The following is a 25761-nucleotide window of genomic DNA, read 5'->3' on the forward strand; positions in this document are numbered from 1 at the left end:
TAAATTTGAATGATAAGTAGGGGTTACCTAGCGCTTACAGTGACAAAGCTGGTCGCAAATTCGTTTTTACCTTCAATAGTTATTTTCTCTGATTGAGTTAAATCAAGCTCAATGCGGCTGTAATCACGGCCACCTTCTTCGCGCACAACTTCAATATTAAGTAGGTATTTACCGGGCGTCACAGGGTTACCGTTTAGATCGTTGCCATCCCAACTAATTGTATATGTGCCGGCACGCTTGGTTGCGCCGCTGACACCATCAAACTGAGCATTACTTTTACCGGCTTTGCGCCACCATTGGCGTAGATCTTTAAACCATTCTGCTTTTTGAACCCATAGTGCAAGCGTTGTTACGTGTTTGCGATCTGGTGTTTCCAGCCATACAGCAACATAAGGTCGGTGGTAAGGTTGCACGTTTAAATCGGCGAGGGTTAATTCAACTTCTAACCTTGGCGATTGTGCATGAGCATTAATTTGAAATAGCGCGGCGACTAACAGCGTGATGCTTAGCCATGGTTTAATTTTAAACATTAAGACACTCCTTTTATTTGTGGTACCCAACACAGGTAAATAACGATAGGTGTTGCTACACCTAATGCGGTTATCCATATTCCTGCTAAGCGTTTTTTTCTATTTTGAAATAAAATAATCATGCCGGTGATGGCAAATAGGATCATCAGCACTGCTGATATATCAATAACCCAGCTCCATACTTCACCGCTGTAACGACCTTTATGTAGGTCGCCAATTACACTTAAAAACCCCCCGGTTTGATAATCGAGTAACAATTCGCCACTAATAAAATCAAATTCTGCGTAGGCGTAGCCTGCTGGTAATGGATAGTCGAGCATGACCAGTGAATCTTGCTTTTCCCATTCAATGCTTTTTACTTTATTCAGCCCATATTGCTTGGCTAGGTAAGCTTCTATTTGAGGATAAATAGTAGGTAGTGTATTTAATTCTGTTTGTGCTTTTACAAGTAGTTCAGCTGGAATTGCTGCGGTAATTTGGCCGTTGTTTTTATCGTTTTTTAACCAGTCAACATGATTTAGCACTATGCCGCTTACACAAAATAGAATAAGTAAAAAAAACAAAGCGGTAGAAATATAGATATGTAAAGCACGACTCGTACTATATAAAGCGCGTTTATTAACAAAGGGCATAAAAGGTGCTGATTTAATTAATTTATACGGATGATAATGATTTGCATTAGCTGTTACAAATTTATTTACCAAACTTTACACTTTATTTTGCTTATATCGAACGTATTAGTTTTTAGGTGGAGTTGAGGGCTTAGAAATTAAGTAAGTCAAAACCAGCACTTCAACAACAGCAACTAGGACAATAACCCAAGAAGGAGAGCTGCTGTATAATAAAAATATAAAGCCTATTAGCATACCTATGCCCGCAAACCATTTAGCTTTTAGTGGCACGACCTTGTGGCTGTGCCAATGGCGCAAAGTCGCGCCATAACGAGGGTGTTCGAGTAACCAAGTCGCAAGCTTTGGCGATGAACGTGTAAAACATGCTAATGCCAAAATAAAGAAAATAGTGGTGGGCATAACAGGTAATAAAATGCCAATAATCCCCAAACCAACTAACGCTAATCCTAATAGTTGGTATCCCGCATTCTTATATGCGACTAAAGCGACCTTTAAATTCATGAATAGACATGCGCCTGAAAAAGTTGGAATCGAGTAAACGCTTGGCGTGCACCATTGATCAATGCGCGCTCTTGTGTGTCATTTAGCTCAATACTATCAATTAATTGTACTAGATGACGCCAGTCACTGCCACGACCTGCACCAGGGCCTGATAAATAACGGGCACCATACTTTTTTGTTAACAGTAGTCTAGCTTGCGCTTGTTTGCCTAGCATTGCAGCGCCAACTTTTGACCCTTCTACTACATAAAGCCAGCCCAGCGCTGTTGCTAAGTCAGTCTCGTTGCTAATTAATGAAGTGAACGCTGATGCAGGCACTGGGTATTCAAGATCTTGAAAGTCTTGCTCAAGCATATTTAAACGTCGGCGCGCTGCTAAATTTTCAATGACCATATTTAATTCGCTGTGGTCATAAAGCGCAGACACATCATTTAAAAAATAATATTGTAACGTTAAAAACTGGATATAGTTTTCAGTGTTTGCAAATGGGTCTTTATCCATAATGCTTTTATCTATGTTGTCATGTACGTCAGCTGTACTGGCTTTTAATTGTAATGCACGAGAGGGGGCTAAAGTGGTGCTAGTCATGTTGACTCCTAGTTATGACGGTTTAAGTAAAAGTGGGCTAAGTGAATAGCCCTAATTAGCTATAGCTTTATCTCTAGCCCCAAAGTTACAGTTCTGCCTGGCTCTGGCATGGCAACAATTGAACCGGATGACACTATGTATCTATCTGTGAGGTTAGTGATTGTGGTAAATCCGCTGAACATATCGTTAAACTTATAGTTCGCGTAAAAATCGAGTTGATAACTTGCTGGAATTTTACTAACTGCCTTGGCACCAGTACCGCTTAAAAATCCTGCCGGGTGCTGTTTATCAGAATGCCCTTTATAAGTGAAGCCGATGTCCAGTTGATCATCAATGAAGGTGCTCCCAAAGCCAACAACAAGGTTTCGTTTAGGAGGAATACGAAGGGGCGTTAAACTGCCTGAAAAACCTTGACCGTTACAGCGATCAACTTGCTCAATATTACTAATTAAGGCAGAACAGATTTTTATATTGGTGTAATTGGTATATGAAACTGTGCTGTAAAATAAATCACTTTGGTAATTTAGATTAAGCTCAATACCTGGTAACTCAAAGCTATCGTAATTGGTGAATGTATATTTTGTAGTTTGCCATGGTTCAGCATCCGGATCTTTATTTGGCAATTGTGCGGTTGCTAACATGTGTTCAATACGAGTGTCGAAATAGCTAGCGGATAGCGTTAGACGATCCCCTTTAATTAACGCATTACTAAAATGGCTTTCGATACCTAACTCAAAGGTGTTGCTGTTTTCAGGTATAACAGGGTAATCAGACGAGTAGGTAAATACTTCATTTGAAATAGTCGTCTCGTAGATATTCGGCATTCGATACGCTTTGCTGTACTTTGCTTTTAGCGTGGTGTTATCAAATACATTGTAATGAAGCAGTGCTGTAAAATCTGTTTTTGGCGAAAACTTTATTGCATGCTCCCCTTGATGGTCATGCGTACTAGAATCATGATGGTTTAGGTTCAAGGTTAACTCAATGGGATCGAAATCAAACTGGCCATTTACAAACACACTGCGAACAGTTTGTTTGCCGTCACGAGAGGTGGTTTTATCGGTGTAAAAATACTCCAGTGCTCCTGCTTTAGGTTTTAGTACCTCGTTTTGCCAAGAAGCGCCATACATTAATACTGTGGGGATTGAAGAAACAGTAAAAGCAGCGCTGTTATAAATTCCGACACCGTGGCGTTGGTTGCTGTATTCGTGAAAGTATTGCAGTGCATTAGGGCCTAAATTACTGGCCAAGGCGTTATACTGTTGTAACTTTGCGTTGGTTGTCCATGCGTTGATCTTCAAATCGACTAATGGATTATTCGTGGGTAGAAAGCGATAAAGCAAGCTTGCGCTATTAACCAGCGCTGTACCAGGCTGCCATTGTGGCATGGTTTCTATGTTGGCGGGTATTGTGCCATATTCACCATCAGGGAGTATCCAAAAATCCCCTTCGCGTTGCTTGAACCAGTATGAAGCCAACATTTCACCCGCTTGTTGCTGGTGATGGCGAGTATTTAATTCAATGTCATGTTCATCGTTAAAAGCATATTGTACTTTTGCAAGGTAGGATTCGCTTTCAAAGCTGGTATTGACTACTTCACCGTGTTGATTAACAGGGGGTAATACTTGGCCCCAATCATACGTTTCAACAAAGTTTTCAAAGCCGTGTTTACCAGCAAAATAGTTACCTGTTTTTTTATCACTATAGGCAAGCACAGCATTTAATTGATCCGTTTTAAATGCACCTGCGAGTAAAATACCGCCATTATCAAAGTCACTAGTGCTATTGTGGTTACTCACCTGATAGTACTGTTGCTGCCATGGGTTATCGGAGACTGTAGGTGTGTGATTATTGTTATACGTTTTAAGTTTAATCAACGCGCCAACGCTTTGATCCTTTGTCAGAATATCAGTGGTGTTGAGTGTTCTGATATTAACTGTTCCGCCAATTGCGCCAGCACTAAATGCGCCACTTTTTGCTGTTGTACCCTTTTCAAGGGCAACAGTACTAATAAAATCTGAGTCGATGTAGGTTCTATCTGAGGTGCCCATGTAGCCACGGTTTGTGTGGGTGGACTGCAAGCTCCCATCAATAAAAATAGGCACTCGACCTTCACCTTGAACACCACGAATACCAATATCGAGTGCGCCAGCTTCGTTACGTAAATTATTTGCGTCGATGCCGGTAAACGTTGAAAAAATATCTGAATTTGAACTGCCTTTACTGCGTTCGAGCTGGTGGCGGTCTAATTGAATTTTGTTGCCACTTACAACAATGACTTCGATGTTTTCAGGGATATCTTTATGGGCATGCTTATTCGCTTTTTTATTGTGCAAATCACGCTTATTTTGTTGTTTTGTTTCTTTTATAGCACCATTTTTCTGGATAATAATGCTGTTATTGACAATTTTTGCACTGAGGCCAGTTTCTTCTAATGTAAATGTTAAAGCGCCTATTAGTGTTTTTTGTCCATAAATTGCTGGTGCTTTTAGCTCTCGCAATAAAGATGCATCTGCAATGAGATTCATATTTGCTTGCTCAGCGAGCAAATTAAGTGAAGTACTCAAAGGTTGTTGAGCAATATTAAACGTTACTATAGTGGAGGTACTTTGAGCTGTTGTGGGAAAGCTAACAGCAACCCCTAAAGCTAAGGCGATGGGAGATAGTTTAATACCGTAACGAGTTATTGTATTCATTGCAATTGTTCCATATAAAGCAAAGTTGTTTATATGAAAACGAATGATAATGAGAATCCCTCAATAAAAAGATTATTTATTTTTAAGAATTGTCCGCCTTACTTATAATAACTTGATTATTTTCGCGTTTAATTTCAACAGGGAGCACGTGTGGTAATAGGTTTAGAAAGTTATCAAGTTGAACAGCTGAAAATGTCCCAGATACTTTTAGCGCAGCAACTCGATCATCGGAGAACGTAAACTCTGTGTCATGATAACGGTTAAATTCAGCACATACTTCCACAAGCGGTGCGTTACTAAAAACTAATCGGCCACTACGCCATGCATCAACAAGTGTAGGGTCTATTGTTTGCACATCCATTCCAAGCTCGTTAAATACAACGTGCTGTCCTTGTACTAACTCAATTAGGTGGTGGTTGTTTTGTATCTTTACCCTTCCATGTTCGACGCTGATACGCGTGCTATGCTTTTTTTTATCAACGCTGAAGCGAGTGCCCAGCACAGTGATTTTTGTATCATCAGTGCTAACAATAAAAGGACGCTGTAAGTCACTGGCTACATTAAAAAATACACGCCCTTGAACGAGTTTGTTTTTACGTGAGTTAGGGTTAAAGTCGAGTGAAATTTGTGTTTTTGCATCTACGCTTAGCTGGGAACCATCGGGTAGAGCAATATCAAATTGTTCACCTCGGTTTGATTTATAATGAGCAGTATACTGGGTGGGCGATACTTCATTTGGCCACAACTGATACCCGGTAATAGTGAGCATTAAACAGGCAGCACATGCTGCTATAGCCCATGTAGATAAAAATCTTTTAGGTTTTGGTGTATTGAGTTGTTCAATTTCATGTTCACTAAATTGCGTTAATAGCCGTTCAACCTGCACACTTTCTTGGTAAGCGGTTTGATGCGCCTTACTGGTATTGAGCCATTGAATAAAAGCCTTTTTTTGTGATGCAGTTAACCCAACTTTTTGTTTTTCAAGCCAAGTATTTGCTTGCAGTTGCAATTGTGTTTGCTGACGGTCCATTGCTTATATTCCCGTGGTTATTTTTTTATTGTATTGCGACATGCCAGCATAGCGATGGCTAAATGTTTTTCAACCATACTGACAGAAATCCCCATCTGATCTGCAACTTGTTGGTACGTTAGGTTTTTAAATTTATATAGTACAAAGGCTTGTTTAGTTTTTTGAGGTAATTGCTCAATACACCTATAAAGCAGACTGAGTTGTTGTTGGCTTGCCAGCTTTGCTTCGGGTTCATAATCGCTAGGTGCGATTAACTCTTGCTCAACAGGGTCTGTAACGGCGTAATTACGGCGATAGTTATCAATAACGATGTGTTTAGCCGTTTTGAAAAATAAAGCCCGTTGCTGGGATGTGTCATGCTCAGGGTTGCGTTTACGGTAGCTTAATAAGCGTGTGTATGCTTCTTGAACGATGTTTTGCGCTTTATGTTTGCATCCAATCGAGCGAGAAATATAACTTAATACTTCAGCGTAATAGCGTTCCAAGGCGCACCAATTTAAGGTTTCTAAAAAGGGGGTGGATACTAACGTCAACCAATGCAAATGGCAATCGTTTTTATTTGTGTTTGTGCTTTTTAAAGCAGCTATTTGATTTAAGTTCAGCCCAGTATGGCTACTGGGCTGAGGAGAGAGTTAAAAGTAATAGCCTAAATTAATATTAAACCGGCGCTCGGTATCGCCACCACCAATAATGGTACCGCCAATAAAGGGTTGATTGCGGGCTTGTACAAAATCAACATAACTAAAGAACCCCCCAGCAGTAATGCTCATACCGGTTACATTCATCCAAGTATTGGCGCTATTATCTGATTTGTTGTAGATGATCCCATAGTCGTTATAAAACTGTAGGTTGGTAACTGGACCCCATTCTAGTGCGTAGTCGTAGGCAACATTAAAGTTGGTCATTGTAGCTTGGCTCGACACGCTATCGAAGTAATTGTAGGCACCCACTGCAAAGCGGTTGCTGCCATCATCTAAGTCGTAGTCGTATTCGCCGTGTTGAAATTGAATGTTCCAGTTATTAATGTTGCTGTTTAAATGAACAGCCCACGCACTGTAATTACCCGCGCGGTCTTCACCATCATGTAGTCCACCACTGAGTAGCGATACACCTAAATCTGTGGTTATATTTTTACTGTGCTTAAGTTGATAAGTGGCTCGACCAGCAAAAGTGTTGTATTCACCAAGTTGCTTTGCAGGCTCGGCATAGGTTCCTTCATCGGCAGGGCGACTGCCAATAATGTCATAAGAGTAACGGTGGTTTTTATCTGATGCTGAGCCATCAACTCCGCCAAGTTCATCATTTTTAAAAAAGCCAAGATCAAGTGTCCAGTTGTCTTTAAGCTTACGTTTAGCAACTACCCCTAAATCAAAGTCATCTTCTAGGCCAACATAGTAGTTAGTGCTAAAAAAGTAGCTGTGAGAATTGTAAGGGCCATTACCAAACGGTACGGCGGTTATACCAGCTTGACCTTCCCAGCCATCAATAAATTCATACCCTAAGTAAGCGTATTTCACTACTGTCATGTAATCGTAAAAGCGTACTTCACCATTTACTGAAATATCATTAATTTCACCAGAGACATTTAAACGGAAAATATCAAAATCAAAGTCGCCACCGCGATCTTCATTGTCATCATCGTAAGAGTTAATGCCGTAGTTAGCGCGAATGGCACCCCCTATCTTTATTCCTGATGATTGCTGTTCAGGCTTTGCAGCTTCATCAGTTAGTTGCTGAGCTTTTTTTTCAGTGAGTTTGCTTTCAAGCTTTTCTACTTGTTGCTTTAACTGCGTTAATTGGCTTTGGAGAGGTTGAAGATTTGATGCATAAGAATTACTAGCAACACCACCTAAAATTAAGGCGAGTGTTAGTTTTGAGAGTTTAGTCATAATAGCCGTTTTGATTGTGATTAAAAAAATAAAGGCGCAAAAATGCACCTCTTAGTGTGGAAAAAGGGGAAAATGGCAGGCTAATTTAGTTTATTGTTTTTATACTGCGTTTTATTCTTTAGGGGTTTGAAACAGTGCGCCTACTTCTAAAAGCGGGGAGGCGTCTAGCTTATCTGCATCCATCATTGCGGCAATACGCTGCATTGATGAAAGGAGTAAACTCTGTTCCCATTCAGCAAGTGCTGAAAATTTTTCGATAAAATGCTCTTGTAATGGCTGTGGTGCTTTTTCGAGTAGTTCTTTACCTTGTTCGGTAAGGTATAAGCTGACTCGGCGCTTATCCATTTGACTGCGAACACGTGTTACTAAGTTTTTACTCTCGATTCGGTCAAGAATATTAGTAACCGTTGCTGGGCTTAAGTTAACGTTTTGCGCAATACGGCTGGCGGTAATACCATCAGTTTGAGACACTTCCTGCATGATAAGCAGTTGTGGCCCTGTTAAACCCGCTGTTTTATTAAGTTGCTTTGAATGTAAGTCAATCGCACGGATCACCTTACGTAAAGAAACTAGTAATTCGTCATATTTTTGCATTTGCTTGTCTCATGGAAGGCGAATCATTTGCCGTAATCATGAAATGTTACACATCAAATAAATTGAATTCAAATGATATATGTTATTTCAGCCCGCTGTTATTAGTTTTTATTGGTTTTTATTAATTTGAGCAGTAATTAAAATAGTATTTATTATCTTTAATTTATTAAACGTTCATAACATTCTGTTTGCTAAGGTTGCGCACCTTACGTAGGTTAAAAGCGATACGCAAGCCACGGATGTAAAACTTTAGTCGTAATTTAGCCATTGATGTGGCATAAAAGTATAGTAACTAACTCAATTTAAATAACTATTCTATGTAGCTTATGCTTTAAGCATGCATTATTGTTTGTGTACAAGTAACCTGTACTCAGGTTAAGTATTAGAAATTAGTCTCAGTGTTAAAGGAAATAAAATGCAATTATCACCCTCAGTATGTATTGAGCGTACACATAGCGGTTTAGAATTTATTAGTATTAATAGTCGCCAATGTGAGGCGAAAATATTTTTACAAGGTGGGCAAATAACTGAGTTTACACCCAAAGGTAAATTGCCATTATTATGGGTGTCTGGGGATGAAACCTTTAGCGAGGGGAAAAGTATTCGTGGTGGCATTCCTATTTGCTGGCCTTGGTTTGGGCAACATGAAAATTCGGACTTCCCCGCGCATGGCTTTGCCCGTACGCATGTATGGCAAGCCGATGAAGTACATGAAACCGACAGCGAGGTTACTGTGAGCCTTAAATTACCAATGAAGCAGGTAGATTCTACTTTTTGGCCGCATCAGTCGTCATTACGGGTTGAGTTTATCTTATCAGAGCAATTAGAGGTGCGTTTAACCACCTGTAATTTAGGCAACGTACCATTTAGTTATACACAAGCACTGCATACTTACTTTCCAACAGAAGATATTAATAATACCCGAGTGGCAGGGCTGCAAGGGGCGCAATATATAGAATTTGGTCAAGGGCCTCATCAGCAACATGATGTGGTCGACTTTTCCCGTGAAACCGATATGGTTTATACCCAAGCCGCAGCAGTTCAAACAATTGATACTCCTCAGGGGATGATCAGTGTTAGCAGAGAAAACTCGCAGTCGTGCGTACTATGGAATCCATGGATTGAAAAATCAAAGCGGCTATCAAATTTTGCCGATGATGATTATAAAAGCATGTTATGCCTAGAAGCTGCGAATGTGCTTGAAGATGCGGTTACGCTTGAGCCAAAACAAAGTCATACCATAGTAACAACAATAAAGTGGCTTGGTTAAAGCCAATACGTCCAATGGAGCGAAGCGTGTTTACGAATCAACAAATAACCGATCTACCGCAACATAAAAGCATAGAGTTTGAACCGCTTGCCGATAAAGCATTATTGCATGCACAGTTGAATTGGTTGTTATTTTTCATTCCTTTTTGCTTAGTGCTAGCGGCTGTTTGTTATTTCAATACAGATTTTGCAGCCATGGCGCAAGGTTACTTATTGGTTGCTGTTCCGCTATTAATTTTACTTTGTATGTTATACAGCGTGTTCAGTATTAAACTACAAGGTAGTGCATTACGTACCCACGATATAGCGTTTAAAAAGGGTATTATTTGGCAACAGGTAACTATTTTGCCGTTAGCACGAGTGCAGCATATTGAAATACATCGTGGGCCAATAGAGCGAAAACTGGGTCTAGCAAGTTTACGGCTTTACAGCGCAGGTGGTATGAGTGCTGATTTACAAATTAGCGGCCTGACCCACGAAAAGTGCAAAAATATTCGTCAATTTGTACAAAGCTATCGCCACGATGATACCACAAGCGAGGCTACTGCCAGTGAGTGTTGATGCTACGCAAATGACTCCACCTTCACTTAATTGGCAAAAAGTGTCGCCCTGGGCATTGGCTTATTTTGTGATGCATTTTAGTGTTCGCTTTGTCAAAGACGGCTTATTTAATTTACTGCCTGTGTTAGTGGTATTTGTTACCCAGGTAGAAAATAAACTATTTTGGGGGCAAGTTGCGCTCGCGATTGCTTTGACTTCATTGCTTGCTTATTGTTTTTTGTATTACCGTAGTTTTCGTTTTTGTATTACTGACGAGCATGAAATTTTACTAAATAAAGGTGTATTTAAAAAAGAGCGACTCACCTTAAAGTTTTCTAGGGTGCAAAATGTAAACATAGCTGAGCCCTTTTATTTTACTCCAGTAGGTTTAGTTAATTGCATTTTTGATGCTGCCGGCAGCGTTGCCCAAGAAGCGGTATTGCCGGGAGTAACCAGCGGTTATGCCCAGCAAATGCGCAAACAAGTATTTGACTACAAAGCACAGCAGCAACCATCAGCAGAAGTAGCTGATACAGCGCAATCTCATATTGAAGAGCAGGGCGAAAATAGTTTATTCATTTCAAATAAAGAAATAGCTAAGTTTGGTTTAATGTCGAACATGGCCATTTTAGCGCTTGCCGCTATTGCCCCTTTTATGAATGTGGCTATCGATTTTTTAGAGCAGCAGTTTATAACAAAAATAGAGGGTTTTTATCAGCAAGAGCTGGGTATGATGGCTAATGCAGCGGTATTTGCAGTAATTACTTTGATTTTTATATTGGTATTTATAGCGGTGTTTTTATCGGTAACTATGTCGCTCATTCGGTTCTATAATTATCAGCTTTATTTTAAAAATAAAAAATTTAAACGTATTGCAGGGCTGTTAGAACGCCATCAACTATCAATTAGTTTAGATAAAGTGCAATCTATAGTTATTAAGCAAAACCTAATTGCTAGGCTATTGAAACGTTTTACTGTTGAGTGTTTGCAAGCCAGCAGTGGTGGCGCTGCAAGTATGGCGAAAAAGAATAAACAAACCTTAGTGTTACCTGTGCTCACGCAGGAGCAAGTTGATAATGTGTGTCAGTGGATTTACCCATGGTTTGACAGTAAAAAGCTGGCATTCAAGGCGGTAGAAAGGGCATTGTTATATAAAAATATGGTGTTTTATGCCTTGCTACCGAGTGTTGCTTCTGGGTTTTTAATTAGCTTTATGCAACTTAATGTATTAATTCCGTTAGCATTATTTTTGGTATTAGCTACGTTAGTGTTTTTATCTTATAGACGTTATGGGTATTACCTTCATCAACAAGATGGGCGTTTTTATATGGTAGTGCGCAAAGGTATGATTGGCGTACATTACCGGGTATTTGAGCTGTACAAAGCACAAAGCGCTCGCAGTGTGAGTACCTTTTTTATGCGTCGTTCTGGCTTAAAAAGCCTGTATATACAACTTGCTGCAGGCGGTGCGTATGTTCCGTATTTAAAACAGCAAGATGCTGACTTTATTATTGATTTTACGCTTATGCAGGCTGAGTCAGACTCCCGTAGTTGGATGTAATTTCCTCCGTTGTAAATAATTAGCGTTCAGGTTAAATAATAAAGCAGGTGTAAATACACATTTGCACATGCTTTATTACACTTTTTTACTGCCCGTTTTTTCCTTTTAATAATAACCTAGGTGTATTAAGGAATTATTTTAGGGAATTTTATGAAACAGACACTGCTGGCATCCGCTTTATTACTTGCCTCACCAAGCTTCGCTGCTAATTGGCAAACCATTCATACCGAGCATTTCAATGTACACTTTAGTAGTGAGCATACTGATTTTGCTAAATCGACCGCAGTAGAGCTGGAGATTGTTCGTACTAAAGTGCTTGAGCAACAAAACCGTGCGCTTGATAAAATCGTCGATGTGGTGGTGTTTGATCCTTTAAATGCAGCTAATGGCTTTGCCTTACCAACCTCTAATAATCCTGTTATGGCGCTTTTTACTACGCCACCACAATCGGACACAGTAATCTCAAACTCATCGGGCTGGCAGCAATTACTAGTGCTGCACGAGTACATTCACTTAGTTCATTTAGCGCAGCCGACTCGCAGCGAGTGGCAACAAAAAATTAGAGGGGTATGGGATCTTTACGATTTAACCTATGGTGACACACCGCGCTGGGTAGCTGAAGGATACGCCACCTTAATTGAGTCTAAAATGACAGGGCGAGGGCGGCTCTTTGATAACTATTCTGAGGCAATACTCAGGGAGTTTGCTCAGCAAGGAGCGCTTCCGACCTATGGGCAACTAAATAGTGATGAAGGCTTTATGGCGGGCTCCATGGCGTATTTAATGGGAAGTCGGTTTTTATACTGGCTAGAGCAAAATTACTCAGAGCAGTTGGTCGATAATGTATGGGTTCGTATGCGAGCGGTTAAGTCTCGAGATTTTGATGATGCATTTTCTGGTGTATTTGGGCAAAGCGCTGCCAAGCTATATCGTCGATTTATTGCTGAGTACACTTATAAAGCAATGCAACAAGAGCAAACCGAGTCACCACTTAATAGCAAGCTTTGGTTAAAGCTTGATTTATACGCTAGCAACCCCGTTCTTTCAGATGATGGCAGCAAAATTGCCATAGTGGAGCGTGATAAAAAAAGTAATACCAAGCTCATAATTTATAGCACTGAAGACAACACTAAAGCGCAACAGCAATTTACTAAAGCACAAAAGCAATTACTTGAAGATGATGCTAAGGATATTCCTGATACTGCGCCAAGTGTATTTAAGCGCGAACAAAAACAAATATTAAATCAAATAAATCGCGCAGGTATTGCCAATCCGCAGTGGGTAGGCAATAACACTCTTTATTTTAATGCCTACAGTAGTGAGGAGTCGGGGACTTATAACAAAGTGTCTGACATTTTTAGCTATAACATAGATACTGGCAACGTCGAACAACTCACGGAGCTGGCTGGTATTCGTCGTTTTAGTGTTACCCGCGATGGTGAAACACTTTACGGTGAGCAAATACGAGCTGGGTATTCTGAATTAGTAAAAGTCGATCTTAATACACAAACAATCACGCCACTTTTTATCAAGAGCTTAAAAACGACGTATGATTACCCGACCCTAAGCCCAGATGAAAAAAAATTAGCTTATTTATCAGCATCATTAAACGAAAACTGGCAGTTGTATATACAAGATTTAGGCGGTGATGTCAGGCAGTCAGTCCCAATGCCTAATGGGTATCAATATTTAAGCCAGCCGAGTTTTAGTCAAAATGGGGAGTCTATCTATTTTGTTGCTGGCTTAAATAATAAGACTGATATTTATAATTACCATATAAAAAATAACACCCTCACCCGCTTAACTAACGGGCAAGAAGCGCTCGCATATCCGATTGAAACAGAAGATGGCTCACTACTTTATTTCTCTATTAATGCTGATGGCCCTGATGTAAAAACGCTAACAACAAAAGACCGGACAGCCGTGACGGATTTCGCTGTAAACAGTGAAGCTCCATTGTTGATGGTAAATAAGCATACCTTGCCACCGGCAAAAATATATACCGATGAGATAGCAGAACAAAGCGATTACGCAGTGCTTGAGCAGCAAGCGACGTTTGCCTTGGGATCACAGTATTATTCAGCGTCAACCAGTTTGCTAAGTGTAGGTATAAAAAGTAGCGACCTATTAAAACAACTTGATTTACAAGCGGGTTATAACATTGATTTGCACTACGGTGGATTATATGGAGGATTTGTACAAGCAAAATACAATGCGTTAAATACAAAGTTTAAGCTTGCGCTATTTGATTATAATTTGGATACATCACGTCAATATCAACCTAGCTTAAACGCTGATATTGATGCCCGAGGTGGTTTTGCTGCAATAAGCCACCCATTGAAGTTTGGCCAGCTTCAATTAACCCCAGAGCTAGCTTATAACTATACAGATTATAAAAATAGCCATAAAAATTGGACGCGGTTGAGTATTAGACAGCAATGGCAACATGACCGCCAAGCATTTGCCATAGGGCAGAGTATTTATGCCAGTATTTATGAGGGACAAAATCAAAGTAGTCATTGGCAAGGTTATGACTTGGCAACAAAAGTATTTGGCAAAGCATTTAATATTCCCATGTTTGTGAGCTTTGAACAAAAACAGCGAGACGATAGTAATTTAGCTTTAGGTGGATTTAGTTCTAACCTGATTAATCAGCAACAAAGTAGCGAGTTTGTACTTGCTGCTGAATTGCCTTTTTACAGTGCAACTGCAGAGCGCTATCAAGGTTATGGCGGTGGCATTAGCTTTAAAGAAGGCATGCCCTGGTTTTACTATAAGCAACATCAATTAGATAACAGCGTTTATGCACAAAGTTATGGCTTAAAATACCAAGGTGATTTTAGCTTTGGGATGGGGCCTGCAGGCGTAAACGATTTAACCTTCAATGCTGGGTTGTCGCGTGTTGAAGGCGACAGCTTTGAAGATGAAATGCGCGCATGGTTAAGCTTTTACTATTCATTGTAAAAGCTTATTTAGCTAAGTTACTATCTCAAGTTAGTAACTTAGCTGAGCATTAATACTATCAAGCGTTAGCGCTTTTTCGCTGCATTACACGATTTCTTTGTGAATGCTTTTTACGTTTGCGGCGGGTAAGCCATAAATAAAAGCCTGTACCAGCGAGCCATACAGGGCTAAGGCCAACAATACACCATAGTATTTTACTGATAAGCCCAGCAAAATAACCAAAGTGTAGTTTTCTAAAACTGTCTATTACTTGCCAACCAGCACCAGCCTCTCGAATATCCCAGTTAGCCATGTGTTCACCTGTTTGCTTATTGTAAGTTATGGTATTGGCGTATTCACTGGTAAGTGGATTACTGGTATTTACTTCGCCATAAAGAGTAATATTTTCATCGGGCTCTCGTGGAAAAACTAAAAAAGTTGTATTAAAAGTGGGTATTTGCAGCTTGCTATCATTAAGAATCCGCTCAAAAGAGATGTCGTCACTATATAATTTATTTGTAATAGTGTAGTGCTCTTCTTCTGCGTGTTCTATTACTTCGTGATACCACACTGCACCATTAAAATAACCACCGGTAATCGCTAAAACGATAAGGATAGGTGAGCCTAATACTCCAGTCATTTTATGAATGTCGCTAAGTACTATTTGTAAAGTTGCGCGCCAGCGTACGCTAAATAGTCGCTGCCAAAATTTACGGTAAATAATTAAGCCTGTAATGCCCAGAGTTAATAAAAATAAAGCAAAAAAGAACCCTAATACGGTACCTGTTTGCCCAGGTAAGCTTTTTAAGTCGTTAAGTAAAAAGGTGTAATGGAGTTCTAGAAACCAGTCGGTAAAATAATGAGTTGTGCTTACTGGTTCTGATAAAACCTCTCCGGTGTATTGGTCTAAATGCAACTTATACCAATCGTCAGTGCCACGCTTAACCAAATAAAGCCGGTCGGCGGTGGTGTTATTAAAAAGCTCCCAGCTTCCTACTACATACTCAGGAAAGGCTGCTTCGGCTTTATTTATTAATGAGTCCATAGGTAAGCGAGCAGCTTGCTGCTGTACCACAAAGTGTTTGTCAGGCATCAGTAAGCCATCAATTTCACTTTTAAACACTAAAACACTGCCGGTAATGCTAATAACAATTAACGGAATAATGGCAATTAGCGCCAACCAACTATGAACTTTAAACAGTGTTTTTCTCATTACTTAAGCTTGCATGTTAATTTTTAGATATGCGCATGATAACAGTTATCATTTGTGTTGCAATTATAAAATAGTGAGACTGTGAAGTTATAGCAACGGTTTTTGTATACTCAAGTTGCCACAGGAGGAAACTAAAGTAGGTGTGAAGCTTGTATAAAACCTAGCCAGCTCTACAATGCGCGCACAAAAATAAAGCCTTTAAAAACAAATGTTTAAAAAATGTTTTATTTCTTCCTTTTTATTAACAACAATGTAACGAGCGAGGTTTGCTTTGGCGTATTATTTGCCTATTTTATCAGTGTTTATTTTGGTTTTTAGTTTTTTACCGTTACTTAATAAAATTATTAAAAACCGCAGTGTATCGGGTGTATCACTGCTAATGATGACATTTGGTTTAGCGCAAAGTGTGTACTTTATTAGCTACAATCTTTATTTTGCTCGTTTTTATATTGCCTTGCCGTTTTTTGCGACAGGTTTATTAAGTGGTTTAATTTTATACTTTTTTGCACGTTATAATGCCGCTAAACGTCAGAAGCTGCAGTTACTTGGCATGCTTAGCTTTTCGTTATTACCTTTTTTGTTGCTGTTAAACCCTAACCTAGATACTGCCACTGTGCTAAATGGCTTAACCTATGTGGGCTTAATTATGAGTTCAGTACGGGTTATGCCACAAACCTATAAAACACTGCGAACAGGGAATATTAGTAACCTTAGTGCGCGCTATTTTAGTTTGCAATTTATAGCAGGTATCTGTGGTTTGTTTGCAGAGCTAGCCATGCCAGTGCAAAGTACTTCGCATATATTAATGTTTATTATGATATTGCTAACTAATGCGCTGCAATTTGCGTGTATGCAGTATTATCGCGTACGTCCTGTGTTGGCATAAAATTATAGTGACCGTTAATTTCATTTGTGGCACTTTGAGTGACCAATAAATAAAAAGTGCCCACTATGAAATTAACTATCCATCAAATCGATGCGTTCAGCAGTGAACTGTTTAAAGGTAATTATGCTGCCGTGATCCCACTAGAGTCTTGGCTTAGTGATGATCTTATGCTGAATATAGCTTCGGAAAACAACGTGTCTGAAACCGCTTTTACTTGTCAGTCGGCAGATGGAAGCTTTGCGATACGTTGGTTTTCGCCATTAATGGAGATTGATTTTTGCGGCCATGCTACTTTAGCAGCGGCCTATGTGCTTTGTGAGCAACATAGTATATCGCAGGTGCGCTTTAGCGCAGAGGCGGTGGGCAAACTGATTGTTAATAAAAATAACGATGGCAGCTTTGCTATGACCTTTCCTAAACAAGCCCCTGAAGAGGTTCAGCTTATCCCTGATGCTTTATTAGCTGGCCTGTCTATACAACCTGTTAAAGTGCTGCAAAACCGCCAAGCTTATTTTGCTATTTATGATAATGAGCAGCAGGTTGTAGATCTGAAAACAACCAATGAACAACTAAAAAAATTAGCCCCATTAGATGTGGTTGCAACAGCACCGAGTGTTAAGTATGACTTTATTTCTCGTTATTTTTGGCCTGCCAGTGGGGGTGATGAAGACTTTGTAACCGGCTCAATTCATACTGGGCTTGCCCCTTATTGGGCAGGGCAGTTTGGAAAAAATTCTCTCAGTGCTTATCAAGTCTCACAACGAGGTGGGAAGCTACACTGTGAAGTGGGCAATACAACAGTGACATTAACGGGTCATGCCGTAAGGTACCTTAAAGGCACTATTTACCTTTGAGTTAGTGTAAAAAAGGCCACGTAAAACGTGGCCTTGGTTTACTCAGTGTTATTTACGCTTCTAGCGCTTTGCTAATTAAGCGATCGATATACTTTTTATGTGCTTTGGTTGCGGTGTCTGCACCCCATGCAACATCTTGATCGGCTATTTGAGTTAGCTGATATAGCGCAGCTGTTTTTGCTAAGTTATCGTATTTACTTGCTTTTTTTAAGCCTGCAATTGCAATAAGCTGATTTACGTATTCAATCTGTAAATTATGACTGATCGAATTAGCATTTTTACTATCAACAAAAATACTTGCAGTTAAATCCCCCATAAATTGCGTAAGGGTGTATTCATTACCATATAAAGCGGTATCTGAAATACGCAGTAACACAGCAGGATGCAGTAGTTGCGCTAAGACACCTTTTTGCATGCCTAAAATCATTTTATGCGGTTTAGGGTCTTCGTTTTTACCGTAATGATTAAACCCACGACGCTGCTGCTGCATAAAGTTATACAATGGCTGCATGCTTTGCAGTACATTTGGAGCAAACACATACTCAGCTAAAATAGCCATTGCTTGGGTTTGACGCTCAAGTGGTACCGGTGTAAAAGGCTTTGCTGCATTTTCATCGCCCACGACGGCACGCTCTACATAAACCCCTCCAATTTGACGAGATACCACACCTGCCTGCGCACGGTATTGGCCAAATAGGCTGTTAGCAGAAGTAACAAGCTGTTGGTAAGACTCGCCTTTTACTGTAGCTTTGTCTTTAAGTTCAGAAAATAGTGTATTGATCAGTGCCATTCTATCTGCACCATAAGCTGCAGGGTTAGACGATAAATCGCCAATCATCACGCGAGGGTCTATATGGCGACCTGGTGCACGCATATCGTCGGCATCGTTACCAAAGGCCAGTGCATGTTCGCTTGAGCGAGCGAGTATTTTATCAAGACGAGCTTGTTCTGCTGCTTCATCTTTAAGAGCTGCGCTGTAGCCGTAGTTTATTGCCCAATCATCGTATGGACCGGGTTTAGTTTGGAAGATATCGCCTTGAGTCACACCTGTTGGCGCTATATTTGCTGGCGCATAGTCCATTACTGAGCCGGTTACTATACCTTGGGTTTTACTTTTGTCGTGAACTTCTTTCTCATCCCACAAAATAGAAGATTTCATGTTGTGATTGAGACCTAGAGTATGCCCTACTTCATGTAAAACCAGCTGGGTTAAGCCTTGGCGTAACATTTCAGTATCTTCAATATCAGCGCCATTTGCTAAGCCTTTTGCAAGTATTAGGTTTTGTTGTAACTCATGACCTAAAGAGCAATTAAGCTCAGTGTTGCTTCCAGGTTGTGTATGGCTCATAGTGCCTTGAGTATAAAGCGTATCGTATATCCAGCGGTTTTTCATAAATACAAACTCAAGCATGATGTCTGAGCCTAAAATTTCACCGGTTAGCGGGTTAGCTAATGCTGGCCCATACCCACCAAAAGGTGGCTTAGGTGATGAAGTCCAGCGCAGTACATTATAGTTAATGTCACCAGCATCCCAATCGGCATCATCAGGTTGTACTTTTACTTCTATTGCATTTTTAAAGCCTGCCTTTTCAAATGAGCTATTCCAAGCAAGTACGGCGTCACGTACTGTATCTCGCCACTCAACAGGCGTAGTATTTTCTATCCACCAGGTAATCGGCTTTACTGGCTCTGAAAGTGCTGCGTTTGGATCTTTCTTTTGTAGGTCCCAGCGCTTTATTACATCTTGGTATGGTGCCCAGTCAGTTGATGTCATTTTATCAAACTGATTGGTGAAATAACCAATGCGCGCATCATCAAAACGAGGTTGGTAGCTATTATCAGGTAAAGCTACAAATGAGTGCTGAACTTTTACTGACACGCTTCGTGGATCGCTTATCGCACCTGAGCCTCGAACGGTTGGGCTACTATTAGTAAATACATAGTCAACCACCACATCTAGATTGTTAGGGTAAGGACGCTGTTTGATGATACGTGATTTTTTATCATCTAATTTACCTACTTTAAAACGCTTTTTAGCATTTTTATCGTTCGGATTAGGCGTTGGTGATACTTTATGCAGTGCTTCACTTAAAAATAGCTTGTTAACATTAAAGGCTATTTTACCTTCTTCTTGCTTTTCTATTTTTATACTTGCAAGTACCGCTTCGCTAATGTTTGCCTCGCTGGCTTTAGCTAGCGCGCTATTTTCGTTAAATAAGTAACGCGGGGTTTTACTAACAATATCGATACGATCAAAGTACTTTCTAAATTCAATTAACTTTGTTTCACGGTACGCGCCACGAAAATGACCCGCATCAGTCGCACCATCAATGGTATGTGCAAAATAAACAAAAGGGGTATCGAGCTGTGACTCGTTAATTACCATTAGGTGGTCACCGGTTTTTTCATCTTGGTAAAGATTAAAAATGCCAGCAAATTCGGTTTGGCCTTTAATCATTTCACTTAATGTTTGTGGCTTTTTTTCTTCTTTTTTTTCTGCAGCAACAGTATAGCTACTGCCAAGCGCTATACTAAGCGCCAAGGTAAGTGTGGTTAATTTCATAATTTGTCTTTTGTCGTTGTTAATGTAATTTTACTGTACGGTTTGTCATGCCGTTTCGTACAGTATCGTTCCTAAATACTACCCCAAAGTGATTAGCTTTATGATTTATAATGGTAAAAATTTGTAACAATACATTTATGAAGCGACTCAGTGAGGCTTTTTATTGATTTATACTTCACTGCATAAGACCTAACCTATACTTTTTTGTAACAGTTGCTTACAAATGTCACGTTAATGTTTCATTAAGCTTTGGTATCATGGTGTTAATAGTAATTTGGGAGTAATAAACAGATGCAAGGTAATGTACTTAGGTGGATTTTTCCGTTCGTAGCATTAACATTAGGTGTGGTTGGTTTTGCTGCAATTAATGCGATTGCAAAAGAGTCAGATAAAAAAGAAGTCATAGACACTCGTCCAACGGTGCAGGTTGAAGCTGTTTCCGCTAACAATCATCAAGTTATCATTAATAGTTATGGTGAAGTGCAGCCGCTAGAAAATACCCAGCTTTCAGCGCAAGTATCCGGTGAGGTAGTTAGCTGGCATCCAAGCTTTGTGGCCGGTGGGGTCGTGGGTCGCGGCGAAATCTTATTTACAATTGAAAAAGATAACTACGAAGCAGCAGTACTGCAAGCCGAGGCTGAACTTGCCCGCGCGCAAGCGATGTTAATTGAAGAGCAAGCGCAAGCTAAAGTAGCAGAAGACGAAGCAAAACGTTTCCCAAATAAAGCGCGTACAGATTTATTTTTACGCAAACCACAAGTATTGAGTGCGCAGGCATCGGTTAAATCGGCCCAAGCTGCATTGAAACGGGCACAACGCGATTTAGATAATTGTGAAGTGAGCGCACCATACGATGCATTAGTCGTGAGTCGTAACGTAGGTGTTGGCCAGTTTGTCACTATGGGCGCTCAAGTTGCCGAGCTGAATAATATTGAAACCGCTGAAGTGATTATTCCGATCGCTGGCTTTGACAGTGTGTTTTTACCTGAGCGTGTTAAAGGGGTAACTGCAACGGTTATTAAAACAGGATTAAATGGGTTTACTCGCCAAGCAGTAATAGATCGCGATTTAGGGATTGTTGATAACGCGACTCGCATGAGCAGTTTAGTAGTAAGAATTGAAGATCCTTATGGGCTTACTAATCAGCAGCCTGCAATTAAATTTGGCACTTATGTACAAGTAAACTTTGCTGGCACTATGCTCAATAACATTTATCGTTTACCGCAAGAGTTAGTAAATAACCAAACCGTGTGGGTAGTCAATGATGAGCAACAGCTAGAGCCGCGTAAGGTGAAAGTAATTCGTGAAGAAGGTGAATACTTCTATATCAGTGATGGCTTAGAAGCCAACGACAAGCTTGTTACTACCTTGCCGGAATATCCACAAAAAGGAATGGCAGTAAAAATAGCCGGTTTAACAGAGACTAAAAGTACAGATGCAGCAGAAAACGCATCCACTGAAAAACTTTAAGGTAGGGTGAGTTATGAATAACAAAGAACAGCCCAATACAACCAAACAAACAGGGTTAATTGCTTATTTTGCTAACAACTCTGTTGCTGCCAATTTGATGATGTTTTTTATCATTGTCATGGGGCTTATAAGCTACTTTACCATTCAGCGACAAATGTTCCCCAATATAGAAGTTAACTATATTACGGTGAATGCAAACTACCCTGGGGCGTCGCCACAGGAAATTGAAGAAAGCATCTTAATAAAAATTGAAGAGTCGTTAAAAGATATAACTGAGATAAAAAAAGGGGTGTATCGCGCTTTTCGTAATGGTGGTTCTGCCAGCCTTGAAATTAATACTGACGCAGAGCTCACCGACGTTCTCGATAAGGTCAAGCTGCGAGTAGATGGTATTGCAACTTTTCCAGCGGGAATGGAGCCGGTTACCATTAGCCAAATAGAGTTTCGCCAAGATGTAATTGGTATGACGCTCGTTGCCGACCTTCCGCTAAATGAACTTAAGCCAATCGCAAATCAGGTTGAAGATGAATTATTGCAGTTATCGAATGTATCTTTAGTGGTAAATGATGTGCCACTGGATGAAATTGCCATAGAAATAGAGCCCGACACACTTCGCCAATATAATTTAACCTTATCGGATGTAGCGAACGCGGTACGTCGTTATTCGGCTAATTTTTCGGCGGGACAACTAAAAACTGATGCTGGTGTTATTTCGGTTCGAGTAGAAAATCAGTTTTATTCTGGTGAAGAGTTTAGGCAAATTCCGGTAAAAATTGGCGCGAACGGTGCCAAAGTGTTGCTACAAGATATTGCTACCATCAAAGATCAGTTTGTTGAAGGTGAGCGTTACTTTAAATTTAATGGCGAAAACGCGGTTTATTTGTCGGTAAAAGCCACCGAAGATCAAAACATTATTCCGGTGGCCGATTCAGTTAAAGCGTATATTGATCAAAAAAATAAAGAGCTGCCATTGGGTGTTCGTATAGAGCCACTAATGGACTTTACTTATTACCTAAATGCACGCTTAGATATGATGAAAGCTAATTTGCTGCAAGGTGCAATTTTAGTTGCTCTTATGCTCTCGTTATTTTTACGTTTTAAGCTTGCACTGTGGGTAATGATTGGTTTACCAGTGTGCTTTTTAGGTGCGATGATGCTGATGCCATTATTTGGTATCACGATTAATATTGTGTCTTTATTTGCCTTTATTATGGTGCTGGGGATTGTGGTGGACGATGCCATTGTTATAGGTGAAAGTGCCTACACCGAAATAGAAAAAAAAGGCGGTGGTGTTGTTAATGTGGTTAATGGCGCCAAACGAGTGGCAACCCCTGCTACCTTTGGTGTACTAACAACCATTGCTGTGTTTGCGCCATTTACGCTTTCAAGCGGCCCTGAAAGTTCCTTTTTTATAGGTATTTCAGTGGTGGTAATTTTATGCCTAATATTTAGCTTGATTGAATCTAAGCTGATATTACCGGCACACATTGCGCATACTCACTTTTCTCCTATTAACCCTGACGGTTGGCGAGCGCGCTTTAATAAGCGCTTTTTTGGTTTTGTAAATGGGCCGTATAGGCAGTTTATTGTTACTTGTATAAAGTGGCGTTGGACGGTGCTATTTAGTTTTGTTGCGCTATTAATTTTTACCTTTGCGTTAATATCGTCTAATCAGGTGAGAATGATCCCATCACCTAAAGTGCCGCATGACTTCCCGCAAATTAATCTTGAGATGAACGATAACGTATCAGACATCCAAACGATTAATGCTATTCGCCAAATCGAAGCCATGGTACTTGAAATAGATAAGCAAACAGCGCGCGAAGAAGGGCAAAAAATGATTCGCGATGTATTGGTATTTAATCAAGGTCGTACAGAGGCGCAACTACTAGCGCCATTGGTTGATGAAGATTTACGCCCTTATAATGCCTTTGAGCTTTCGCGCCGCTGGCGTGAAGCTATGCCAAATATTGCAGGTGTTAAATCGTTAACTATTCAAGATGATGTAGGCGGTGGAGGCGGCGGTAGTGGCGGTGAGTTCGGCTATTTACTGTATGGCTCTGACATTGATACATTGAATGAAGCCGGGCGTCGCTTTATTGGATTATTGCAGCAACAAGAAGGCTTATTCGACATAAGCTCTACCATTGACCCTGCTAGCAAAGAAGTACAAATGAGCTTAAAACCAGTCGCTTTTGACTTAGGGTTAGATTTGGCCTCAATTGCAAATCAAGTAGGTGCGAGTTTTTATGGTGGCGAGGCGCAACGTGTTATTCGCCGCGGTGAAGAAGTGCGGGTGATGGTACGTTACCCTAAACTTACCCGTGAAGCGTTTTCATCGCTTAAACACGCGGTTATCACCACGCCACAAGGTAGGGAAGTGCTGTTAGGAGATGTGGTTGAGCTAACTGAAACCCCTGGTATTAGTTATATTCGTCGTGAAGGCGGTTATCGTACTGTTTATGTGTATGGCAACATAGACGAAGAAGTAATTGAGCCAGGCGAAGTGGTTAAGCAAGTAAAAGAAAATCTACTACCACAATTGTTGGACGAATATCCGAGCGTTAAGTCAGAACTAGGTGGCGCAATTGAAGAGCAGCAGGCACAAGCCGATGAGCAGTTACTGTTTTTTGCTGGTGGTATGATTTTAGTTTATATATTACTGGCCGTGCCACTAAAAAGTTACTCACAACCATTAATTGTAATGTCGGTTATTCCATTTAGTCTAACGGGGGCAATATGGGGGCATTTTTGGTTTGGCTTAGATATTAGCTTAATGTCGGGCTTTGGTTTAATTGCCGCAGCAGGGGTTGTTATTAATGACTCATTAGTTATGACTGATTTTATTAATCAGGCGCGTCGTGCTGGTATTAGTATAAAAGATGCGGTTATTGAGGCAGGCTGTGCACGCTTTAGGCCGATACTACTTACCTCAATTACTACCTTTGCCGGCGTATTACCGATTATGTTTGAAACCAGTCTACAAGCTAAGTTTGTAATACCTATGGCGGTAGCACTTGGTTTTGCGGTTATGTTTGCAACACTGATCACCCTTATTTTGGTACCGTGTTTGTATATTATTTTAACCGATATAGGCGCTCTAATTAAACGCCCTTTCGCAAGTAAAAAGGTGAGTGTAAGTTAACATCACACATATCATGCAGTTAAATAAAAAAGCTAACCGTTAAAGCGGTTGGCTTTTTTTATTTTTATGATTCTATACTTAAGTATTGTTTTTAAACTTCAGTTACATTCTTTTGTTTGATTGTTGTGACGTTGCTGATTACAATGGTTGATGTTGGTTAACGCATATTAGCCTACGAGCTAGTTTGCCTGTTGTAAGCCATATGATATGGGCGAGACGTTTGACTCTTTAAGGTGTTGCAGTGTTTATACATTCATCATTAACGTGTGGAGAATGGTTAACTATTGGTTGTCTTGGGCTGGATCAGTATAGCCAGCTATTTGTTGGTGATACGGTTAGTGTGAACTTTTACGATGAGCATGGCGAATTAACTCAGCTAGCGTTTGATTATGAAATACTTTCCCCTGAACAGGGAGAACCCCATGCTTGGAGTTTACTGGTAGTTGAGCATATTAATATGCATATTCCACTGGTGTGCGCTGGCAGAATGACAGAGCAAGGATTGGTTGTTGCGTATCGACATAACAAAATATTTGCACTTGAAAGCAGTGGTATTTGTAGCGCAGTGGTCCATTTTAATCGCGCTGAAAAAAATAAAAAATTAATTGCTGTAAATAGCCTTGGATACGACGCAATTTATCCTCAAAATGGCGATATGTATAGTGCGGGCACCAAAGTATTACAGCCAAAAACTGGGCATATATACCAGTGTAAGGCATGGCCATTTAGCGAATTTTGCCGTGTAGATGAGCATAACACTATGTTTGAGCCTGGCGTTGGCGAGAGCTGGACTATGGCTTGGCAGCAAATACAGTAAATCAACTTCCCTTAGGTATAACGACAACAATAAAATTCACG

Annotated in this window: 20 protein-coding genes; 9 read left to right on the forward strand and 11 right to left on the reverse strand. The window is 40.3% G+C overall.

The window, feature by feature from the left end:
• Positions 1–23 precede the first annotated feature (23 nt).
• From MTF66_RS25105 to MTF66_RS25145, 9 genes are all read right to left on the reverse strand, one after another.
• On the reverse strand, positions 24–530 hold the full coding sequence (locus MTF66_RS25105; protein ID WP_138623487.1) for a DUF2271 domain-containing protein: 507 nt from the start codon (positions 528–530) through the stop codon (positions 24–26).
• The gene (locus MTF66_RS25110; protein ID WP_041709754.1) at positions 530–1162 is read right to left on the reverse strand and encodes a PepSY-associated TM helix domain-containing protein; all 633 of its coding nucleotides are present in this window, start codon (positions 1160–1162) and stop codon (positions 530–532) included. Before MTF66_RS25110 ends, MTF66_RS25105 begins: the two co-directional genes overlap by 1 nt.
• Before the next feature lie 105 nt (positions 1163–1267).
• On the reverse strand, positions 1268–1663 hold the full coding sequence (locus tag MTF66_RS25115; protein ID WP_054202718.1) for a YbaN family protein: 396 nt from the start codon (positions 1661–1663) through the stop codon (positions 1268–1270).
• Positions 1660–2250 (reverse strand): biliverdin-producing heme oxygenase, encoded by a 591-nt coding sequence (locus MTF66_RS25120; RefSeq protein ID WP_138623489.1) that lies wholly within the window; start codon positions 2248–2250, stop codon positions 1660–1662. The genes MTF66_RS25115 and MTF66_RS25120 overlap by 4 nt, the downstream gene beginning before the upstream one ends.
• A 59-nt stretch (positions 2251–2309) precedes the next feature.
• A complete protein-coding gene (locus MTF66_RS25125; RefSeq protein ID WP_248529021.1) occupies positions 2310–4946 on the reverse strand; it encodes a TonB-dependent receptor domain-containing protein in 2637 nt (878 codons plus the stop codon).
• An 82-nt stretch (positions 4947–5028) separates the two neighbouring features.
• Positions 5029–5976, reverse strand: coding sequence for a FecR domain-containing protein (locus tag MTF66_RS25130; RefSeq protein ID WP_138623491.1), 948 nt, complete (start codon positions 5974–5976; stop codon positions 5029–5031).
• A gap of 17 nt (positions 5977–5993) precedes the next feature.
• Positions 5994–6461: an RNA polymerase sigma factor gene (locus MTF66_RS25135; RefSeq protein WP_138623494.1), complete on the reverse strand. Its 468-nt coding sequence runs from the start codon at positions 6459–6461 to the stop codon at positions 5994–5996.
• A 147-nt stretch (positions 6462–6608) separates the two neighbouring features.
• Positions 6609–7865: a porin gene (locus MTF66_RS25140; RefSeq protein WP_138623496.1), complete on the reverse strand. Its 1257-nt coding sequence runs from the start codon at positions 7863–7865 to the stop codon at positions 6609–6611.
• Positions 7866–7976: 111 nt separating this feature from the next.
• Positions 7977–8459 (reverse strand): MarR family winged helix-turn-helix transcriptional regulator, encoded by a 483-nt coding sequence (locus MTF66_RS25145; protein WP_008112832.1) that lies wholly within the window; start codon positions 8457–8459, stop codon positions 7977–7979.
• A 415-nt stretch (positions 8460–8874) separates the two neighbouring features.
• Here MTF66_RS25145 and MTF66_RS25150 point away from each other — a divergent pair, with 415 nt between their 5' ends.
• The 4 genes from MTF66_RS25150 to MTF66_RS25165 all read left to right on the forward strand — a co-directional run bounded on the left by MTF66_RS25150 (position 8875) and on the right by MTF66_RS25165 (position 14793).
• A complete protein-coding gene (locus MTF66_RS25150; RefSeq protein WP_138623498.1) occupies positions 8875–9729 on the forward strand; it encodes a D-hexose-6-phosphate mutarotase in 855 nt (284 codons plus the stop codon).
• A gap of 14 nt (positions 9730–9743) precedes the next feature.
• Complete coding sequence (locus MTF66_RS25155; RefSeq protein WP_138623516.1) at positions 9744–10289, forward strand: PH domain-containing protein; 546 nt, start codon at positions 9744–9746, stop codon at positions 10287–10289.
• A gap of 10 nt (positions 10290–10299) precedes the next feature.
• Positions 10300–11829 (forward strand): PH domain-containing protein, encoded by a 1530-nt coding sequence (locus MTF66_RS25160; protein ID WP_374237588.1) that lies wholly within the window; start codon positions 10300–10302, stop codon positions 11827–11829.
• A 150-nt stretch (positions 11830–11979) separates the two neighbouring features.
• Complete coding sequence (locus MTF66_RS25165) at positions 11980–14793, forward strand: PD40 domain-containing protein (RefSeq protein ID WP_138623500.1); 2814 nt, start codon at positions 11980–11982, stop codon at positions 14791–14793.
• Positions 14794–14851: 58 nt separating this feature from the next.
• Here the strand turns inward: MTF66_RS25165 and MTF66_RS25170 are convergent, their stop codons facing one another.
• The gene (locus MTF66_RS25170) at positions 14852–15985 is read right to left on the reverse strand and encodes a PepSY domain-containing protein (RefSeq protein WP_138623502.1); all 1134 of its coding nucleotides are present in this window, start codon (positions 15983–15985) and stop codon (positions 14852–14854) included.
• Positions 15986–16256: 271 nt separating this feature from the next.
• Between MTF66_RS25170 and MTF66_RS25175 the strand changes: the two genes are divergently transcribed.
• Both MTF66_RS25175 and MTF66_RS25180 read left to right on the forward strand, forming a co-directional pair.
• Positions 16257–16871: a PQ-loop domain-containing transporter gene (locus MTF66_RS25175; RefSeq protein WP_010392228.1), complete on the forward strand. Its 615-nt coding sequence runs from the start codon at positions 16257–16259 to the stop codon at positions 16869–16871.
• A gap of 65 nt (positions 16872–16936) precedes the next feature.
• On the forward strand, positions 16937–17725 hold the full coding sequence (locus MTF66_RS25180) for a PhzF family phenazine biosynthesis protein (protein ID WP_138623504.1): 789 nt from the start codon (positions 16937–16939) through the stop codon (positions 17723–17725).
• A gap of 52 nt (positions 17726–17777) precedes the next feature.
• On the opposite strand, the gene MTF66_RS25185 is transcribed toward MTF66_RS25180, so the two are convergent.
• The gene (locus MTF66_RS25185; RefSeq protein ID WP_138623506.1) at positions 17778–20288 is read right to left on the reverse strand and encodes a zinc-dependent metalloprotease; all 2511 of its coding nucleotides are present in this window, start codon (positions 20286–20288) and stop codon (positions 17778–17780) included.
• 291 nt (positions 20289–20579) lie between these two features.
• On the opposite strand from MTF66_RS25185, the gene MTF66_RS25190 reads away from it, so the two are divergent.
• The 3 genes from MTF66_RS25190 to MTF66_RS25200 all read left to right on the forward strand — a co-directional run bounded on the left by MTF66_RS25190 (position 20580) and on the right by MTF66_RS25200 (position 25720).
• Complete coding sequence (locus tag MTF66_RS25190) at positions 20580–21758, forward strand: efflux RND transporter periplasmic adaptor subunit (RefSeq protein WP_010392234.1); 1179 nt, start codon at positions 20580–20582, stop codon at positions 21756–21758.
• A gap of 13 nt (positions 21759–21771) precedes the next feature.
• A complete protein-coding gene (locus tag MTF66_RS25195; RefSeq protein WP_138623508.1) occupies positions 21772–24903 on the forward strand; it encodes an efflux RND transporter permease subunit in 3132 nt (1043 codons plus the stop codon).
• 241 nt (positions 24904–25144) lie between these two features.
• A complete protein-coding gene (locus MTF66_RS25200; protein WP_138623510.1) occupies positions 25145–25720 on the forward strand; it encodes a chitin-binding protein in 576 nt (191 codons plus the stop codon).
• Positions 25721–25761: the final 41 nt, after the last annotated feature.

The organism is Pseudoalteromonas sp. 2CM39R (assembly GCF_023161845.1).

Bases quoted from the DNA above. Each gene is read 5' to 3' on its own strand.
- MTF66_RS25170 (WP_138623502.1), bottom strand. From the start codon at position 15,985: ATGAGAAAAACACTGTTTAAAGTTCATAGTTGGTTGGCGCTAATTGCC.
- MTF66_RS25185 (WP_138623506.1), bottom strand. From the start codon at position 20,288: ATGAAATTAACCACACTTACCTTGGCGCTTAGTATAGCGCTTGGCAGT.
- MTF66_RS25155 (WP_138623516.1), top strand. From the start codon at position 9,744: ATGGAGCGAAGCGTGTTTACGAATCAACAAATAACCGATCTACCGCAA.
- MTF66_RS25125 (WP_248529021.1), bottom strand. From the start codon at position 4,946: ATGAATACAATAACTCGTTACGGTATTAAACTATCTCCCATCGCCTTA.
- MTF66_RS25190 (WP_010392234.1), top strand. From the start codon at position 20,580: ATGCAAGGTAATGTACTTAGGTGGATTTTTCCGTTCGTAGCATTAACA.
- MTF66_RS25140 (WP_138623496.1), bottom strand. From the start codon at position 7,865: ATGACTAAACTCTCAAAACTAACACTCGCCTTAATTTTAGGTGGTGTT.
- MTF66_RS25195 (WP_138623508.1), top strand. From the start codon at position 21,772: ATGAATAACAAAGAACAGCCCAATACAACCAAACAAACAGGGTTAATT.
- MTF66_RS25150 (WP_138623498.1), top strand. From the start codon at position 8,875: ATGCAATTATCACCCTCAGTATGTATTGAGCGTACACATAGCGGTTTA.
- MTF66_RS25130 (WP_138623491.1), bottom strand. From the start codon at position 5,976: ATGGACCGTCAGCAAACACAATTGCAACTGCAAGCAAATACTTGGCTT.
- MTF66_RS25180 (WP_138623504.1), top strand. From the start codon at position 16,937: ATGAAATTAACTATCCATCAAATCGATGCGTTCAGCAGTGAACTGTTT.
- MTF66_RS25145 (WP_008112832.1), bottom strand. From the start codon at position 8,459: ATGCAAAAATATGACGAATTACTAGTTTCTTTACGTAAGGTGATCCGT.
- MTF66_RS25120 (WP_138623489.1), bottom strand. From the start codon at position 2,250: ATGACTAGCACCACTTTAGCCCCCTCTCGTGCATTACAATTAAAAGCC.
- MTF66_RS25110 (WP_041709754.1), bottom strand. From the start codon at position 1,162: ATGCCCTTTGTTAATAAACGCGCTTTATATAGTACGAGTCGTGCTTTA.
- MTF66_RS25165 (WP_138623500.1), top strand. From the start codon at position 11,980: ATGAAACAGACACTGCTGGCATCCGCTTTATTACTTGCCTCACCAAGC.
- MTF66_RS25105 (WP_138623487.1), bottom strand. From the start codon at position 530: ATGTTTAAAATTAAACCATGGCTAAGCATCACGCTGTTAGTCGCCGCG.
- MTF66_RS25160 (WP_374237588.1), top strand. From the start codon at position 10,300: ATGACTCCACCTTCACTTAATTGGCAAAAAGTGTCGCCCTGGGCATTG.
- MTF66_RS25115 (WP_054202718.1), bottom strand. From the start codon at position 1,663: ATGAATTTAAAGGTCGCTTTAGTCGCATATAAGAATGCGGGATACCAA.